This window comes from Oceanimonas baumannii (assembly GCF_002245495.1).
GTDB lineage: Bacteria > Pseudomonadota > Gammaproteobacteria > Enterobacterales > Aeromonadaceae > Oceanimonas > Oceanimonas baumannii.
The window spans coordinates 140529-157075 of sequence record NZ_NQJF01000007.1; the positions used below are offsets into that span (position 1 = coordinate 140529).

Genomic DNA, 16547 nt, shown 5'->3' on the forward strand with positions numbered 1-16547 from the left:
GTCAACAAACCGTGAGCTATTCGAAAGTTTTGCAACCCCGCCAGCATAGGTCAGATAACCACATTGGTACAAGTATTATAAAGTCTGTCATCCTCAGGTTTTGGGACGGTTTTCACTCAGCAGGTTTTTAAGAGAGTGAATTTCTTCCCGCAACGACGCTACTTCTGTTTGCAGTGCACCCAGTTGCCGGTTCATTTTTTCTTCTTCATGCTCCAGTGCCTGTTCGGTGGCCTCCTGCTGCTCATCGGATTTGGGTGACAGCACGGTTGAGGCTACCAGTCCCGATACCCCGGCAAACAGGGTCACGCCGGCGAAGATGACGATTGACGAAATAATGCGTCCGGCGGTGGTAACCGGGTAGTGATCGCCATAGCCGACGGTAGAAATGGTAACCAGCGCCCACCAGATGGCATCTTCTGCCGTTTCAATATTAGAGTCGGGGTGCCCTGCTTCGGTCATCAGGATGGCGATGGCGCTGCCGCTGATCACGACCACCAGGATCAGCAGCATGGAGGCCATCATGGTGCTGCCGCTGTGTTTCAGCAGGTGGCGGATGACCTGATTGGCCACCCGCAACATACGCAGTACCCGCAACACCTGGAAAATCCGTCCGTAACGGAGGACATCAATGGCGGGAATGGAGGAAATAAAATCAATCCAGTGCACTTTTAAAAAGCGCTTTTTGTTGGGTGCCCGAAATAAGCCGTAGAAAAAGTGGCTGAGCAGAATCATGCAGATACTGGTGTCGAGGTACAGCAGCAGCTGTTTTTCATCGGCGTTAAAGGGGCCGAACTGGTGCAGAACGATGGCTACCAGCGACACGATGGAAAGCACCATCATTAATAATTCAAACGCACTGGGGGGGATAAAACGTACCGGGGATTGCATGGGGGTCTCCTGTCCTTGGTGTCAGTGGCGGTGAGCCTGAATAAGATAACGGCGGGGCGTGTTGTTTAAATCGGTAAACGTGCCCAGGGTGACCCGGTAACCCTGCTCCTTCAGAAACAGGACCCGATCCAGCAGCAGCCACAGTTCCAGCGGGTAACGATAAAGGTGGCGTACCAGCTCAATGCGTTTGATAAGTAAACGGCGTTGTCCGGCCTGCATCAGCCAGCGGTCACTGTCTATCATGGCGGGGACGGTTAGTTCCTTGCGCTCACAGGCCCAGTGCGCGAACGCTGAAAAATCACCGCTCAGCAGCTGTTTGGGAAAGGCTGGCAGTGGCAGGTAGCGGTCACACCCTGTCAGCTCGCGTTGCAGTTCATCAAAGGCCAGTCGCCAGGTCAGCTCGGTATGGCGCAGCCGGCGTACCCGTTCGCCGCCGGTCACCTGCTGCTGCAGCGGCAGGCGTAAGTCATGGCGGCTGAGCTGCAGATCCTGTTGCTGGCCAGCCGCCGACAGCGGTGAATAATGCTGGCCGTCGATAAGGTGATAGCAGCAGGGAGACAACGCCAGCGCCTGCGTGCCGGCTGCGGCACCGTGTTTGAGGAAGCGCATATGCAACTCGCCGCAGGCGTGCAAGGCCACAGCCTGTTGTTGCCGGGTAAACAGGGCGGCCGCGTCGGCCGCCAGGGCATCGCCGCAGTGAAAGTCATGTTCAAGACTCAGCTTGCCAGCCAGTGCTTCGCCCTGATGACACAGACCCGGGTCCCATTCCAGGCTGGTTACCGGTTGCTGTTGTTCCATGGCCAGCAACCGGCCCAGATGTCCTTTACCGGCACACCATTCCAGAATGGGGTAAACGGCGCTGATATTGGCAGCAAAATCACGTATCTGTGCCCATTTCCGGCCGGGTATACCACTGCTCCAGCGGGGGGTGGCATAGTCCGGGGCCCGGTTCAGATCCGGTACCGGCATGGCTTGCAGGAACATCAGGTCCGGCCGGTATGGTGCCAGTAGGGAAAGGGACTGCTCCGGACTGGCTTCCAGTGCGTCCAGCTCGGCTTCTGCGAGGTGCTCCAGCACCGGGGCAAGCTCCGGCCAGGGCAGGGCGCGGCAGGTAAAAGGAAGCCGCTGCCAGTCGCTCTTGTGGCGGGCAAGCATAGTGGTGAGCTGATTGAAGTGAATAACGAAGTCGCTCATAACGCAATTATACCCACAGCTCATCGGGCCGGCATAGCAGGACGACAGCACGGCGGGTAAAATACAACTTTATGCAATCATTGAGGAAACGCCATGCAGGCCTGGGATGTAATAGTGATCGGTGCCGGTGCCGCCGGTCTGATGTGTGCCGCCGAGGCCGGCAAACGGGGTCGGCGGGTGCTGGTGCTGGATCATGGCAAGCGTATCGGGCGCAAGATACTGATGTCGGGCGGCGGACGCTGCAATTTCACCAATTACCATGTGGAGCCCGGTGCCTACCTGTGCAGCAACCCCCATTTCGTCAAGTCGGCCCTGGCCCGCTACACCCAGTGGGACTTTATCGCCCTGGTCGACAAGCACGGCATTCCTTACCACGAAAAGACCCTGGGCCAGCTGTTTTGCGATGATTCGGCCCAGGACATCGTCGACCTGCTGGTGGCGGAGTGCGAGACCGCTGGTGTGACCATACGGCTCAGGGCCGAGATCCTGGATGTGGACCGGCTGGGCGATGGTTTTCGGGTTGCTACCGCCGGTGACGAACTCAGCTGTCAGTCGCTGGTAGTGGCCACCGGTGGTCTGTCTATGCCCAAGATTGGCGCCACACCATTCGGTTACCGGCTGGCCGAGCAGTTTGGCCTCAAGGTATTGCCGACCCGAGCCGGGCTGGTGCCTTTTACCCTGCAGCCGGAAGACAAGCAGACCCTTGAGCCGCTGTCCGGCGTCAGTCTGCCGGTGGTGGCGGAAAGCGAGGACGGCACCCGCTTTGCGGAAAGCCTGCTGTTTACCCACAGAGGCGTTTCCGGTCCGGCGGTACTGCAGGTCTCGTCTTACTGGCAGGCGGGTGAGCGGGTGTGTTTTGAGCTGCTGCCGGCGGGCAGCCTGACCCAGGCAGTGGCCGAGAGCCCCAACCAGGAGCTGAAAACCTGGCTGTCCCGGCAGTTGCCCAAGCGGCTGGTGGAGGCTTTGCTGGCGCGGGGGGAGCTGACCAGCAAGCCGCTGAAGCAATACACGGCCAAAGAGCTGGCTGCGGCCGAGCGGCTGCTGGCGGCCTGGCCGCTGCAACCCGGTGGCACCGAAGGCTACCGCACCGCCGAGGTGACCCTGGGCGGGGTGGACACCGATGAGTTGTCGTCCAAAACCATGGCGGCAAAAAAGGTGCCCAACCTCTATTTTATCGGTGAGGTGATGGACGTGACCGGCTGGCTGGGGGGATATAACTTTCAGTGGGCCTGGAGTTCCGGCTGGGTAGCCGGTCAGGTGGTGTAAAAATGGTGTGTCTGTCAGCCCGCTGCAAATCGGCTAAAGGGGCCGCTCCCGGCACAGCGGGTGTGGGGAGCGGTTCCCTTTGACCTTCCTGAGCGGAAGGGACAGCGGGCGTTATTACAGCCCCAGTTTGCGGCAGACGAAGTCCAGATCCTTATCGCCCCGGCCGCTGAGGTTGACCAGAATGACTTTGTCCTGACCCAGTGTCGGTGCCAGTTTGATGGCCTGAGCTACGGCGTGGGCGCTTTCCAGTGCCGGAATAATGCCCTCGGTACGGGACAGGGTCATAAAGGCGTCGAGGCATTCCTGATCGGTGATGCTTTCGTATTCCACCCGGCCCATTTCCTTCAGATAGCTGTGCTGGGGACCCACGCCCGGATAATCCAGACCGGAGGCGATGGAGTGCACCGGCAGTGGTTCGCCGTTTTCATCCTGCAGCACGTGGCAGCGGAAACCGTGGATCACGCCGGGGGTGCCCAGGCTCATGGTAGCGGCATGATCCGGGGTATCGAGGCCCTTGCCACCGGGCTCTACGCCCACGATACGTACCGACTGATCATTGAGGAAGGCATCGAACAGTCCCATGGCATTGGAGCCACCGCCCACGCAGGCCATAATGATGTCCGGCAGCTCGCCAGTCAGCGCCTGTATCTGCTCCCGGGCTTCCTTACCGATGACTTTCTGAAAATCCCGCACCATCATGGGGAAGGGATGAGGACCCACGACCGAGCCGATGGCGTAGATATAGTCAGTAGGGTTTTTCAGGTATTCCTCAAAGGCACTGTCAACGGCGTCCTTCAGGGTCGCAGTGCCCCGGGTGACCGGGACCAGGGTGCAGCCCAGAATCTTCATGCGCATCACATTGGGATGCTCTTTTTCGATATCTACCTGACCCATGTGAATTTCACAGGGAATACCTACCAGGGCGCAGGCGGTGGCCAGGGCCACACCATGCTGGCCGGCACCGGTCTCGGCGATCACCTTTTTTTTGCCCATAAAGCGGGCCAGCAGGGCTTCGCCCAGGCAGTGGTTGATCTTGTGGGCACCGGTATGGTTGAGATCTTCCCGCTTCAGGTAAATTTGTGCGCCGCCCAGTTGTTCGCTCAGGCGCTCGCAGTGATACACCGGGCTGGGCCGGCCCACGAAGTGGGTCAGCAGCCGCTGCAGTTCTTGCTGAAAATCTTCGCGCTGGCAGATTTCCTGATAGGCCAGGGTAATGTCGTCCATGGCGCGCTTCAGCTCTGGGGGAATTTCGGAGCCGCCAAATTCGCCGAAATAGCCCTCGGCATTGGGCATGTTTTGCTGGTAGTCCACACTGCTTCCTTATGCGGTCAACGGGCCGGAATGGCCACCGGAAAAGAAAGAGCAGCATAACAGTGGCCAAAGGACGAATCCATTGGCCCGTGATGAGGGGAAGGCTGCCCCGGCCGAGGCCGAGCCGGGTTGAAAGGATCAGACGATATCCAGCGGGGTTTTGCGGGCGGGGGCCGGAAAAGCGGCGTCCAGCCGGTGCAGGATGTCGTCGCTCAGCTGAAGCCGGATCGCTTCGGCGTTTTGCTGCACGTGTTCGGGTTGTACCGCTTTGGGGATGGCGATGATATCGCGCCGGCCGTTCACCGGACGAATGCTCCAGGCCAGCAGCAGCTGGGCCACGGTAACGCCGAGATCTCCGGCGATGGCCTGCAGTTCGGGGTTCCCGAACATCTCCCGGCGCAGCCGGCCGCCCTGGGCTAGCGGACAATAAGCCATGGTGGGCAGGCCCTGCTCCCGCTGCCAGGGCAGCAGGGAGTATTCTATGCCCCGGGAACCCAGGTGGTACAGTACCTGGTTGATGGCACACTGATCGCCGCCGTTGGTGTAAGCCAGCTCCTGCATCTCGTCCAGATCACAGTTGGATACACCAAAGCGCTTAATCTTGCCGTCGGCCTGCAGTTGTTCAAAGGCTTCCAGGGTTTCGTCCAGTGGAATGCTGCCGGGCCAGTGCAGCAGGTAGAGATCGAGATAATCGGTACCCAGGCGTTTCAGGCTGGCTTCGCAGGCGGCGATGGCGCTGTGGCGGCCGGCATTCCAGGGGTAAACTTTGGACACCAGAAACGCTTCATCGCGGCGGCCTTTCAGGGCTGCGCCCACCACTTCTTCGGCACCGCCATCGGCGTACATTTCGGCGGTATCAATCAGGCTGAGGCCCAGATCCAGCCCCTGTTGCAGCGCTTTTATTTCGGCATGACGGGGGTTGAGCCCTTCCCCCATATACCAGGTTCCCTGACCGATGGCCGGCAGGGTGACGGCGGGCAGGCCGGCAGTGGCCCTGAGTGTGACAGTGGTGTCCATGCTTGCCTCTCATTTTAATGGAAACAGTTTCCATAATATGGTGGAGCAGCTGGCGTCGCATTGCAATATGCTCAGGCTTGCCTTTGCGTGCACTTTACTCTTAACTCGGTCTGAGCCATGAACCATCATGCAAGGAGCGGCATATGTCGTTTAATGCACATATTGACGAGCGGGCCCTGGTACGGCGTCACCTTAAACTGGATCATCTTAACCAATTGCAAATAGAGAAAATGGCCCGGGCGTTTGATGCCGAGCCTGGTGTGGCCAAAGTGGTGGTACGAAAACAGTGGCTGGATATTGACTACGACGCCGGCCTGCTGACCCTGGACAGGGTCATTGAATTGCTGGAAGCGTATGGTGGTGAGTTGTCTGATGATTGGTGGACAGCCTTCAAAGCACACTGGTATCGCAAACGGGAAGAAAAGTTACGTGCTCGCCTGGCCCGGGAAGAAGAGAAAAAATAATTCACTGCACCGGACAGTAAACCCCAACCTGTATCAAGATCTGCTGCCGCTTTTTTGGTTAGTCTGGCCGAAATACTGTAATAAAGGCGTGTTAATGGAATATAACCCCTCATTTTTTAGATGTGCCAGCATGGCGATATTACTGCTGTTATTGTTTTTACCGGCTGCCGGCCTGGCACAGGTGCCGGTGTTACGTATTTCTGCCGAAAATACTGATGACCATGTACAGACCCGGGCCATTGCCCGTTTTGCCGATCAAGTGCAACGCACTGGCAAGGGGAGGATTGAAGTACGTTTTTACCACAGTGCGCGGTTATTTCGTGATCGGGATGTGATTGCTGCCCTGACCAGCGGCAAGGTGGAAATGGCGGTGCCGGGCATGTGGCAGCTGGATCGGTATGTGCCTGATACCGGCCTGTACATGCTGCCGCTGTTTTATGGGTTGCCGGCCGCAACACACTACCGGGTGCGTGACGGAGGCATAGGCCTTGAGGTGAACCGCCGCATTGAGCAGAACCTGAATGTCAAAGTGCCCGGGCGTTGGCTGGATCTGGGGCATGCTCATCTCTATTTCACCGGTACGCAGGTCACCAGCCATAAGCAGCTGACCGGTCTGCGTATCCGTATTCCCGGCGGTGCGGCCAACCGGGGCCGGCTTGATGCATTCAGGGCCGATCCCGTGGTCATCCCCTGGCCTGATTTGCCCAACGCCCTGGACAAAGGAAAGATACAGGGAGTGCTGACGACTCACGAAACCGTCCGTAGCGCCGCCTTATGGACCAAAGGAATTCGTTACGGCTTTGAAGACCGGGAATATTTTGCCCAGTATGTGCCCATGATCAATGCTCGTTTCTGGCAGTCTCTGTCTGTCGAGCTGCAGCAATTGCTCATCAGTGCCTGGGAGCAGGTGGTCAGCCGCCAGCGCGAGGAAGCGGCCGCGGCGCAGCAACAGGCCCGGGAAATACTGCAGGAGAATGGCATTGAAATCATTACCCCTGATGAGGCCACCCTGGCTGAATGGCGGCGTGTAGCCCGCCGGCTGGAGCCCGCCATTATCAGGGAGCTGAATATTGATACCAGGCTGGTTCGGCAGGCAGAAAGCGTGGTCACCGATTGATGCTGAGTCGTCCTTTTCATTTTCCTGTTTCCAGCCGGTCGCTGAACAGCCGTTTAATCCGCACCATCGTGCTGGGGGCGGTGTTGCTGCTGGCTCTGATGACGATCATTCTGGGGCAGGGGATTTATCTGGATTACCGTCATACCCTGAACAGTGCCGGCGAACGTCTGCAAACCCAGTTGCGTGCCTTTGGCAGTGCGGCAGATATTGCTCTGCTCTCGGCAGAGCATGCCGTTAATAATACCCGGCACGAACTGGAAACAGACCTCAATTCCCGCTTGTCTCCCCTTGAGCTGCACCGGCTGTTGCTGCGTACCCTGGCGCAGGCACCGTCACTGAGCCAGCTGGCATTCTATGATGCCAGCGGGCAACTGGTGGCCGCTGCAGGCGAAGGGGGGCACCAGCAGCAGGCGGCTCCGGCCTGGGTAAACAAGGGATTGCTGGCCGGAAGCCGGTCTTTTACCGGGATTGAAAACGGACAGCTGGGCGTGGCAGGGCGGGTGGATGCTCAGACTACAGGTGCAGGTGGGGTGTTGCTGGCGGTACTGGATAAGGAGCGGATTGCGACCGAGCTGGAAAGCGGGGATGGCTTTGGTGAACAGCAGCTGATGTTGCTGGATAACAGTCATCATCCTGTGCTGATCTCGGGGGAGGAGCGGCACCAGCAGGCCTTGCTGCATAAGCTGAGACCGCAGCAGGCATCCGGAGAGTTTGCTGCTTTTGGTACCCGGCTGGTGCTGGGGCAAGACTATTTGTTTGCGGTGCGTCAGCTGAGTCAGCAGCCCATCCGGGTCTTTGCCGCCATTGAACGCCGCCTGGTGCTGCAGAGCTGGCGGATGCGCGGGGCGATCAGCGTGGTGTGTCTGCTGGTGGTATTGGTGTTGTCAGCGGTGTTTTTACGGCAATGGCGTAGCAGCAGCTTACGGGAACGTCAGGCGGTCAATGATCTGGCCCACTTGCATCAGGCTATCGAGCAAATGCCTTCATCGATTGTGATCACCGATCTTGAGCGGCGCATTATTTACGTTAATCCGGCGTTTATTGAGCATACCGGCTACACCCGGGACGACGTGCTGGGGATGAAGCCGAAAATGCTGTCATCGGGGCGGACGCCGGCAGCCACGTACCGCGCCCTGTGGCGGAAGTTGAAGCGGGAGCAGCCCTGGCAGGGTGAATTTATCAATCGCATGCGTGATGGCAGCGAGCGCATTGAAAACGTGATGATTACGCCGGTACGTGATGTGGATGGCAGCATTGCCAGTTATTTTGCGATCAGTCAGGACATCACCGAGCAGCATGAGGCTGAAGTCAGGCTGTTGCGCTACCGGGAAATTGTGAATGCCGCCGATGAGCTGATGGCGCTGGTGGGCACCGACTATCGCTATTTACAGGTGAATAATCGCTATGTTGAATATCACCACAGAGCCCATGCTCAGATAGAGGGGCATGCCCTGTGGGAACTGTATGGTGACACCGTATTTCAGGAGCGTATGAAACCCTGGTTCGATGGTGCCATGCGCGGGAGTGCGTTTTCGGCGGAAGAATGGCTGGAATTCGGTGGTAGAGGCTGGCGTTTTTGCCGGATAAGCGGGCACCCGGTTAATGACAGCAAGGGTGAAGTGGAAAGTGTGGCCATGAATATTGCCGATCTCACCGAGCGCAAGCAGATGGAAGAAGCATTGCGGACCAGTGAACAGCGTTTCCGGATATTGACAGAGTTCTCTCCCTTTGGGGTCTTTGAAGCCGATGCGGATGGCAAACATATTTATTTCAATCGTTATTACAGTGACTTGCTGGGGCAAAGCACGGAAAGCCTGATGGGAGATGGCTGGACGAATGCATTGCATGCGGATGACAAAGACAGGGTATTAGCCAGCTGGCACAAGGCGGTATCCGGCAAACAGCAGCAATGGCAATGCGAAGGGCGTTTTTTAAGTGCCGACGGCAAGCCACGCTGGTTCCGCCTTGCCGCCCGGCGGTTTGATGGTGCCGCCGCCGGCGACATTCGTTATATCGGCATGGCCGTCGACATTACCGAGCAGATGGAACATCGCAGTATTCTTGAACAAAAAAACCGTGAGCTGGAACGGGTATCCACCACGGATGCGTTGACCGGGCTTGCCAACCGGGGACGCATTGAACAGTCACTGGCGCAGGAAATTCACCGTTATCAGCGTTACGGAACCGGTTTTGGTCTGGTGATGCTGGATGTGGATCATTTCAAAGAGGTGAATGATACCTGCGGCCATGCGGTTGGAGATCAGGTATTGCGCCGGCTTGCCGGGCTGATGCGTGAACACACCCGGTTAAGCGACTGTCCCGGGCGCTGGGGCGGTGAGGAGTTTCTGATTATCTGCCCCAATACCGACCTGCAGGGCGTACACGCGCTGGCAGAAATGCTGCGTCAGCGTATTGAACAGGAGCCGTTCCCGGTGATCGGCCGGCGCACCTGCAGTTTTGGCGTGACCGTGATCGGCCCTGGCGATCAGGCCAAAGAAATGCTGGTGCGTGCCGATGAGGCCCTGTACCGGGCCAAGCGCAACGGCCGCAACCGGGTGGAAGTGGCCTGAGCGTTGTTACAGTGCCTGGCGCAGCACGTCCTGGTGCTGCTGCAACCGCGCGCGGGCTTCCGTAGCATTCAGGCCCGCCAGTAACATCAGGATGGCTGGTTTTACCTCGTTATTGGCAGCGGCCAGGGCCCGCGCCGCGGTGCTTTCATTCTCGCCGGTGGCCTGCATCACAATGCGAATGGCGCGAGCTTCAAGCTTGTGGTTGCTGGCATGCAAATCCACCATCAGGTTCTGATAGACCTTGCCGAGGCGGATCATGGCCGCCGTGCTCAGCATGTTCAGTACCAGTTTCTGGGCCGTGCCTGCTTTAAGCCGGGTAGAGCCGGTAATGACCTCCGGGCCCACCTCCGGCTCAATGGCTATGTCTGCTTCCTGACCAATGACCGAGCCGGCATTGCAGGCCAGAGCAACGGTGCCGGCACCCAGCCGGCGTGCATAGCGCAGCCCTCCAACCACATAGGGGGTGCGGCCTGAGGCGGCAATGCCGACCACCACATCCTTGTTGGTCAGGTTAATCTGGTGCAGATCCTGCTCGCCCTGCTGCGTATTGTCTTCCGCCCCTTCCTGTGCAGTAAACATGGCGGCCTCACCACCGGCGATCAGACCCAGCACCATACCGTGAGGCACGCTGAAAGTGGGTGGGCATTCGGATGCATCCAGTACTCCCAGCCGGCCACTGGTACCGGCACCGGTATAAATCAGCCGGCCGCCACGGCGCAGCGCAGCTTCAATCAGTTCCACGGCGGCGGCAATGGCCGGCAGTACCTTCTCCACGGCGTCCGGAACGGCTTTATCCTGCTGGTTAATCAGCGTGACAATGTCCAACGCGCTTTTAGTATCGATATCCAGGGTGTCCGGATTGCGGCCTTCCGAGGCCAGACGGGCCAGATCCTGCAGTAGGGGATTTTTCGGCATAAGAGTCTCTTCAATCAGGAAAGTGAACCGCACCCAGCACCGCCGGGCGGGTGGCCCCGGTGGTCTCGGGCAGATTGCCCGGCAGCCGGTGCAAAGTCTGGTGCGCGAGCCAGGCAAAGGCCATGGCCTCCATGGCATCCATATCCACCCCGGCCTGGGTGGTAGTGGCGACTTGCCAGCCGGGCAGCAAGGCTGCAAGGCGATCCATTAGCAGCGGATTATGCCCGCCGCCGCCGCATACCAGCAGCTCGCCGGCAGTCAGGGGGGGCACCTGCTGCGCAATGGCGGCTGCAGTAAACTCTGCCAGCGTGGCCTGCACATCGGCCACGGCTTCGTGCCCGGCAAGGTGAGCCTGCAGCCAGGCTTCGTTAAATAGTTCCCGGCCGGTACTTTTGGGAGCGGGCAGGGCCAGCCAGGGCTCATTCATCAGCCGGGCCAGCAGGTCGGGCAGCACACGACCTGTTTGTGCCAGTGCGGCGTCTTTGTCGAACCGGGCACCGGTATGTTGCCGGCACCAGAGATCCATCAGCATATTGCCCGGCCCTACGTCGTAGCCCTGTACCGGCCGGCCCGGGGCTAGTACGGTAATATTGGCAATGCCGCCGATATTGACCACCACCCGCAGCCGTTCGGGGTGACCCAGCACCTGCTGGTGAAAAGCGGGTACCAGAGGGGCCCCCTGACCGCCCAGCGCCATGTCCTTACGGCGAAAATCGGTGACGGTGGTAATGCCGGTGAGAGCGGCAATCCGGTTGCCGTCTCCCAGTTGCAGAGAAAACGGCAGCCCGGCATCGGGCTGGTGCCACACCGTCTGGCCATGGCAGCCAATGGCGAGAATATCACTGGCCTGCATGCTTGTGTTGGCCAGTAATTGCATGGTGGCATCGGCATAGGCCTGACCCAGAGCAATATCCAGCTCTCCCCAGGCTTGTGCGGTAATGGCCGCGCCGCTGGCGAGCGCCAGCAGTCGCTCACGCAGAAGGGGTTCTATTGGGGCACTGGCGCTGCCCTTCAGCTCGATACGACGTCCGTCGGTGGCCACCAGAACGGCATCGATGCCATCCAGGCTGGTACCGGACATGATACCGATATAATGCTCTGTGTCGCGCATTGCGAATTTCTCCGGAGCGGGTCAGTATGACAACCGTTGAAGGTTGCCACAGGGTAACGCCGGCCGCCAGCGGCGGCATCATAAATAAGGGGGAAACCATGGCCTGCTGGCTGTTTAAAACCGAGCCCGACACTTTTTCCATTGATGATCTGGCTCGCGCCGACACCTTGTGGGAAGGAGTGCGTAATTATCAGGCCCGTAATTTTTTGCGGGATGAGGTGAAAGAAGGAGATGAGGTATTTATCTATCATTCCAGCTGCAGCCGGGTGGGGATTGCCGGGTTGGCGCGGGTGGTACGGGCCGGTTTTCCCGATCCCTTTGCTTTTGACCCCGACAGCCCCTATTTCGACCCCAAGTCCGATCCGGACAAGCCGCGCTGGTACGCGGTGGAGCTGACCTTTGAGCGCAGGCTGCCGCTGCTGCCGCTGGCGGCACTCAAGGCCAATCCGGCCCTGAGTGACATGCCACTGGTGAAAAAGGGCAGCCGGCTGTCTGTGATGCCGGTGACCGGTGCCGAACGGCAGGCTATTCTGGAGATGGTGCCGGGTTAGAGTTCAAACACCCGGGCCAGGTAGCGGGCCACGCCGTCGTCGTCGGCGCTGTGGGCTCGATCATGATGAGGCAGGGCGTCTTGCAGCCGGGTATGGGCGTTGGCCATGACAACGCCCTTGCCGGCCTGGCGCAGCATTTCATAGTCGTTCATGCCGTCGCCAAAGGCGATCACCCGCTCCAGCGGTGTGTTTCTCTGTCTGGCCAGCGAGGTCATGGCCGACCCCTTGTTCACCTCGCCATGCATCACTTCCAGACAAATGGGCAGCGAGAAGGTGATATTGAGTTTGTCGCCGAAATGGGCCAGCAACATGTCTTCCACTTTGACCAGTTGTTCGTGATCCCCGGCGTAAAAGACTTTGTCTACCCCATCGCCGGGCAGAAGCGTCAGGTCGGTGACCCGGTAGCGGAACGGGCTGTCGGGACAGAAGTCGAGCAGGGCGGGCAGGGGCTCTTCCACCAGCCAGTCATCGCCCTGATAAAGATTAAGATGCACACCGGGCAGACGAAAACGAAACAGCAGGTCTTCTACCATGCCGGCAGGAATGCTCTGATTATGGAGCAGCTGGTCGCCGGCATCATGAATACGGGCTCCATTGCTGGTGATCAGGCTGACATTCAGGCCGAGTTGTTCGCGAATAGCCCGCACATCCACATGATGGCGGCCGGTGGCTACGATGAACTCGACGCCGCGGCCGGTCAGTTCGTGCAGCACTTCCCGGGTATAGCCGGAAATACGATGCTGGCTGTTCAGCAGGGTCCCGTCCAGATCCGAGACGATAACGTCATACATGCAGAATATCCGTGGTTATGGCTGGCGTTCAAAAAAGTCGAGAGTGGCAATCAGGGCCTGCTGCCGGTAGCTGTCCTGCTCGATGAACAGCTCGTGAGCCGCATTGTCTATTTTCAGCGGGGCACCGCCGGCACAATGTGCCAGTGCCTGGCAGAAACGGTTCTGGGCGTCGTTATCCACCACCACATCCTTGCCCGCCTGCAGCACCAGTACCGGCGTGGTAATCCGATCCGCACCGGCAATGGCGCTGTCACCGGCAGTCAGGCTCTGCGCCAGCCATTGCAGACTGACGCCGCCTAGTTGCAGTTCAGGTCGCTCGCGATAAAGCTCCCTGAACAGCTGGTAGCGTATCTGGCTGTGGGTCAGGTCGTTTTCAGTAAATGGTATTTCCTCGTACCCGCCCTGTCCGGGGGCATAACAGGTTTTGTGTCCCAGCCAGTGGCAGCCGGTACTCAGCACGTTCACCAGGCCATCGGCCAGCCAGCGGGGCAGCGGACCAAGATAAATGCCCATCATGGGAGAGGACAACACCGCCGCCTGTACACGTACGCTGGTTTGTTCCAGCCACAGTGCCGAGATGGTGCCGCCCATGGAGTGGGATAGCAGATAAAGCGGCTGTGGTCCGGCAGGCAGTACCACCTGCTGGATAAACAGCTCCAGATCCTGCACATAGTCATTAAAGTCGTCTACATGACCCATTATGGGATTGCCGGTGAGGCGTGGAGCCAGTCCCTGACCACGATGATCATAGAGGTAGACGTTATAACCGCCGGCAAACAGATCCCGTGCCAGTTCCTGATATTTGAGGTAGGACTCGGTGCGCCCGTTCACCACCACCAGGGTGCGTTTGTGCTCCGGCGAGGTCAGCGCGCCCCAGGGTAATAAAGTGTCCTGACGGCCGGTAAAGTGGCCTTCCTGAGCGTGATCTTGCCAGAACTGCTGCAAACCCCCGAGTCCCATTTCTGCCAGTTCGGCTTCGGTGGTCAAGTGTTGGGTCTGAGCGACGGCGGTGTTCATGGCAAGGCAAATCCCCAGCAACAACAGGCGGGTGAGCATGGACGGGCTCCGATCGGTTCTTGAGCGATAACGATGCCTTTAGTGTAGCGTGAAAGACCGTGGCAATGCACCACAGAGAGGCAAGGGCCAAGGCCCTCACCGGATTTATTTACGCTGACGGTAGACTTTGAGCACGTTGGGTGTCACCCGGATTTTACGCATGATATTGGCCAGGTGAATTCGGCTTTTGGTGGTGATCAGCAGGTCAACCACGTAGACCCGACCGTCTTTTTCTTCGGTGGCAATGCTGTGAATATTGGCGCCGGTGGCGGCAATAACATTGGCCAGCTCGGCGAGTGCGCCCTGGTGATTGATGATTTCAATCCCGATTTCGGTTTTAAACTCGTAATCGAAATCTTGTTCCATGTCCCACTGCACTGCCAGGTACTTGTCCGGCTCCTTGTTGTAGCCACGAATGTTCTTGCACGACTCCAGATGTACGACCAGACCTCGGCCCGGGCTGATGTGGGCCACGATGGGATCGCCGGGAATCGGGCGACAACAGTTGGCAAAGTTGAGCAGCATATCGTCGGCACCGCGAATCGGCATTTTTTTCATGGCCTTCGGGCGCTCATCGGGCGTGTCGTCCAGCAACCGGCGGGCAACCACCACGCTCATGGCATTGCCAAGACCGATATCCGCCAGCAGGTTGTGAATGGAGCCGTGCTTGGTGTCCTGCAGTACCCGTTCTACCCGCTCTACCGGAATATCCTCCAGGTTCCTGGTACCGAGCGCGTGGTTCAGTAACCGTTTGCCCAGCAATACCGACTCTTCGGTACGCAGGTTTTTCAGGAACTGGCGAATTTTGGTACGGGCCCGTGAGGTCACCACAAAGTTAAGCCAGGCGGCATTGGGCCGGGCGCTGGGGGCCGTGATCACTTCGATGGTCTGGCCGGAGTGCAGCGGCTGGCTGAGCGGGTAGGGCTGACGATCCACCCGTGCCCCGACACAGGCGTGGCCAATGTCGGTGTGCACTGCATAGGCAAAGTCGACGGCAGTGGCACCGCTGGGCAGTTCAAGGATGCGCCCTTCGGGGGTGAACACATAGATTTCGTCGGGGAACAAATCGGTTTTGACCCCTTCGATAAATTCAAACGAGGAGCCGGCGCTTTGCTGCAATTCCAGCAGGCTTTGCATCCAGCGCTGAGCCCGCACCTGAGCTGTGGTGCCCGAGACTTCGCTGTTCTGTTTGTAAGCCCAGTGTGCAGCTACCCCTTTGTCTGCCATCTGGTCCATGTATTCGGTACGGATCTGTACCTCTACCGGTACACCGTGGGGGCCAACCAGTGAGGTGTGCAACGACTGATAGCCGTTGGTTTTGGGTATGGCGATATAATCCTTGAAGCGGCCCGGACGGGGTTTGAACAGGGTGTGCATCTGCCCCAGCACCCGATAGCAGGTGTCTATGTCTTTCACGATCACGCGAAAGGCGTAGATGTCCATGACTTCGTGGAACTGCAGCTCTTTCTTTACCATCTTGTTATAGATGGAGAACAGGTTTTTTTCCCGACCCTTTACCTGGGCCTCTATATGCGCGTCTTCCAGCCTGCCGGTGATTTCGGCCAGAATGGATTCAATGATCTCGCGCCGGTTACCCCGGGCTCGCCGGACCGACTCCCGCAGTACCCGGGTGCGCATCGGATAGAGGGCTTCCAGCCCCAGTTCTTCCAGCTCGTTCTTGATGCTGTGAATACCCAGGCGGTTGGCAATGGGTGCGTAAATTTCCAGGGTTTCCCGGGCAATGCGGCGGCGCTTGTCCGGACGCAGGGCGCCCAGCGTACGCATATTGTGAGTACGGTCGGCCAGTTTGATCAGAATGACCCGGATATCCTGGGTCATGGCCAGCACCATCTTGCGGAAATTCTCGGTCTGAGCCTCTTTGCGATCCCGGAACTTGAGCTTGTCGAGTTTGGAGACGCCTTCCACCAGTTCGGCCACATCGGCACCGAAGTTCTGCTCAAGAATTTCCCAGGTGACCGGGGTATCTTCGATGGTGTCGTGCAGCAGGGCGGCCATCAGGGTTTCCTGATCCAGGTGCATTTCACACAAAATGCGGGCCACGGCAACGGGATGGGTGATATAGGGTTCACCGCTGGAGCGGGTTTGTCCCTGATGCGCATCGCGGGCAACGATGTAGGCGGCTTTGAGCTGTTCTATCTGCTCGGGCGGCAGGTAGGTGACGGCGATTTCTTTCAGCGGTTCAAACAGATACAAGAGGATACCCCGACATGCAAGGCCGTTAACACGCGATGCAAGAACAAAGGGCCCGTACTGCACGGGCCCGCCGGCAGGATAA

Annotated in this window: 14 protein-coding genes; 5 read left to right on the forward strand and 9 right to left on the reverse strand. The window is 58.7% G+C overall.

The annotated features are described in order from the left end of the window. Positions 1-93 precede the first annotated feature (93 nt). Together B6S09_RS09715 and B6S09_RS09720 are read right to left on the reverse strand one after the other, a co-directional pair. Positions 94-888: an ion transporter gene (locus B6S09_RS09715; protein ID WP_094278302.1), complete on the reverse strand. Its 795-nt coding sequence runs from the start codon at positions 886-888 to the stop codon at positions 94-96. A 21-nt stretch (positions 889-909) separates the two neighbouring features. Continuing rightward, entirely contained in the window at positions 910-2082 is a 1173-nt protein-coding gene (locus tag B6S09_RS09720) for a methyltransferase (RefSeq protein WP_094278303.1), read from the reverse strand. Positions 2083-2175: 93 nt separating this feature from the next. Between B6S09_RS09720 and B6S09_RS09725 the strand changes: the two genes are divergently transcribed. Then, positions 2176-3348 (forward strand): BaiN/RdsA family NAD(P)/FAD-dependent oxidoreductase, encoded by a 1173-nt coding sequence (locus B6S09_RS09725; protein WP_094278304.1) that lies wholly within the window; start codon positions 2176-2178, stop codon positions 3346-3348. 114 nt (positions 3349-3462) lie between these two features. Here B6S09_RS09725 and trpB read toward each other — a convergent pair whose 3' ends face one another. Then, complete coding sequence (gene trpB / locus B6S09_RS09730) at positions 3463-4659, reverse strand: tryptophan synthase subunit beta (RefSeq protein WP_211281088.1); 1197 nt, start codon at positions 4657-4659, stop codon at positions 3463-3465. Between the two features lie 138 nt (positions 4660-4797). Continuing rightward, entirely contained in the window at positions 4798-5676 is an 879-nt protein-coding gene (locus B6S09_RS09735) for an aldo/keto reductase (RefSeq protein WP_094278305.1), read from the reverse strand. 143 nt (positions 5677-5819) lie between these two features. On the opposite strand from B6S09_RS09735, the gene B6S09_RS09740 reads away from it, so the two are divergent. The 3 genes from B6S09_RS09740 to B6S09_RS09750 all read left to right on the forward strand — a co-directional run bounded on the left by B6S09_RS09740 (position 5820) and on the right by B6S09_RS09750 (position 9827). Beyond that, positions 5820-6140, forward strand: a complete 321-nt coding sequence (locus B6S09_RS09740) for a hypothetical protein (protein WP_094278306.1) — start codon at positions 5820-5822, stop codon at positions 6138-6140. A gap of 130 nt (positions 6141-6270) precedes the next feature. Further along, a complete protein-coding gene (dctP, locus tag B6S09_RS09745) occupies positions 6271-7257 on the forward strand; it encodes a TRAP transporter substrate-binding protein DctP (RefSeq protein WP_243832826.1) in 987 nt (328 codons plus the stop codon). Further along, the gene (locus B6S09_RS09750; protein ID WP_094278308.1) at positions 7257-9827 is read left to right on the forward strand and encodes a PAS domain S-box protein; all 2571 of its coding nucleotides are present in this window, start codon (positions 7257-7259) and stop codon (positions 9825-9827) included. Before dctP ends, B6S09_RS09750 begins: the two co-directional genes overlap by 1 nt. 6 nt (positions 9828-9833) lie before the next feature. On the opposite strand, the gene murQ is transcribed toward B6S09_RS09750, so the two are convergent. Next, the gene (murQ, locus tag B6S09_RS09755) at positions 9834-10742 is read right to left on the reverse strand and encodes an N-acetylmuramic acid 6-phosphate etherase (RefSeq protein WP_094278309.1); all 909 of its coding nucleotides are present in this window, start codon (positions 10740-10742) and stop codon (positions 9834-9836) included. Between the two features lie 10 nt (positions 10743-10752). Further along, positions 10753-11853: an anhydro-N-acetylmuramic acid kinase gene (locus B6S09_RS09760; protein ID WP_094278310.1), complete on the reverse strand. Its 1101-nt coding sequence runs from the start codon at positions 11851-11853 to the stop codon at positions 10753-10755. A 26-nt stretch (positions 11854-11879) separates the two neighbouring features. On the opposite strand from B6S09_RS09760, the gene B6S09_RS09765 reads away from it, so the two are divergent. Continuing rightward, a complete protein-coding gene (locus B6S09_RS09765; RefSeq protein WP_243832827.1) occupies positions 11880-12404 on the forward strand; it encodes an EVE domain-containing protein in 525 nt (174 codons plus the stop codon). Here B6S09_RS09765 and B6S09_RS09770 read toward each other — a convergent pair. From B6S09_RS09770 to spoT, 3 genes are all read right to left on the reverse strand, one after another. Then, positions 12401-13195, reverse strand: coding sequence for a Cof-type HAD-IIB family hydrolase (locus B6S09_RS09770; protein ID WP_094278311.1), 795 nt, complete (start codon positions 13193-13195; stop codon positions 12401-12403). The genes B6S09_RS09765 and B6S09_RS09770 overlap by 4 nt on opposite strands. A gap of 15 nt (positions 13196-13210) precedes the next feature. Continuing rightward, positions 13211-14251, reverse strand: coding sequence for an alpha/beta fold hydrolase (locus tag B6S09_RS09775; protein WP_094278312.1), 1041 nt, complete (start codon positions 14249-14251; stop codon positions 13211-13213). A 105-nt stretch (positions 14252-14356) separates the two neighbouring features. Then, positions 14357-16465, reverse strand: coding sequence for a bifunctional GTP diphosphokinase/guanosine-3',5'-bis pyrophosphate 3'-pyrophosphohydrolase (gene spoT, locus B6S09_RS09780; protein ID WP_094278313.1), 2109 nt, complete (start codon positions 16463-16465; stop codon positions 14357-14359). Between the last annotated feature and the right edge of the window lie 82 nt (positions 16466-16547).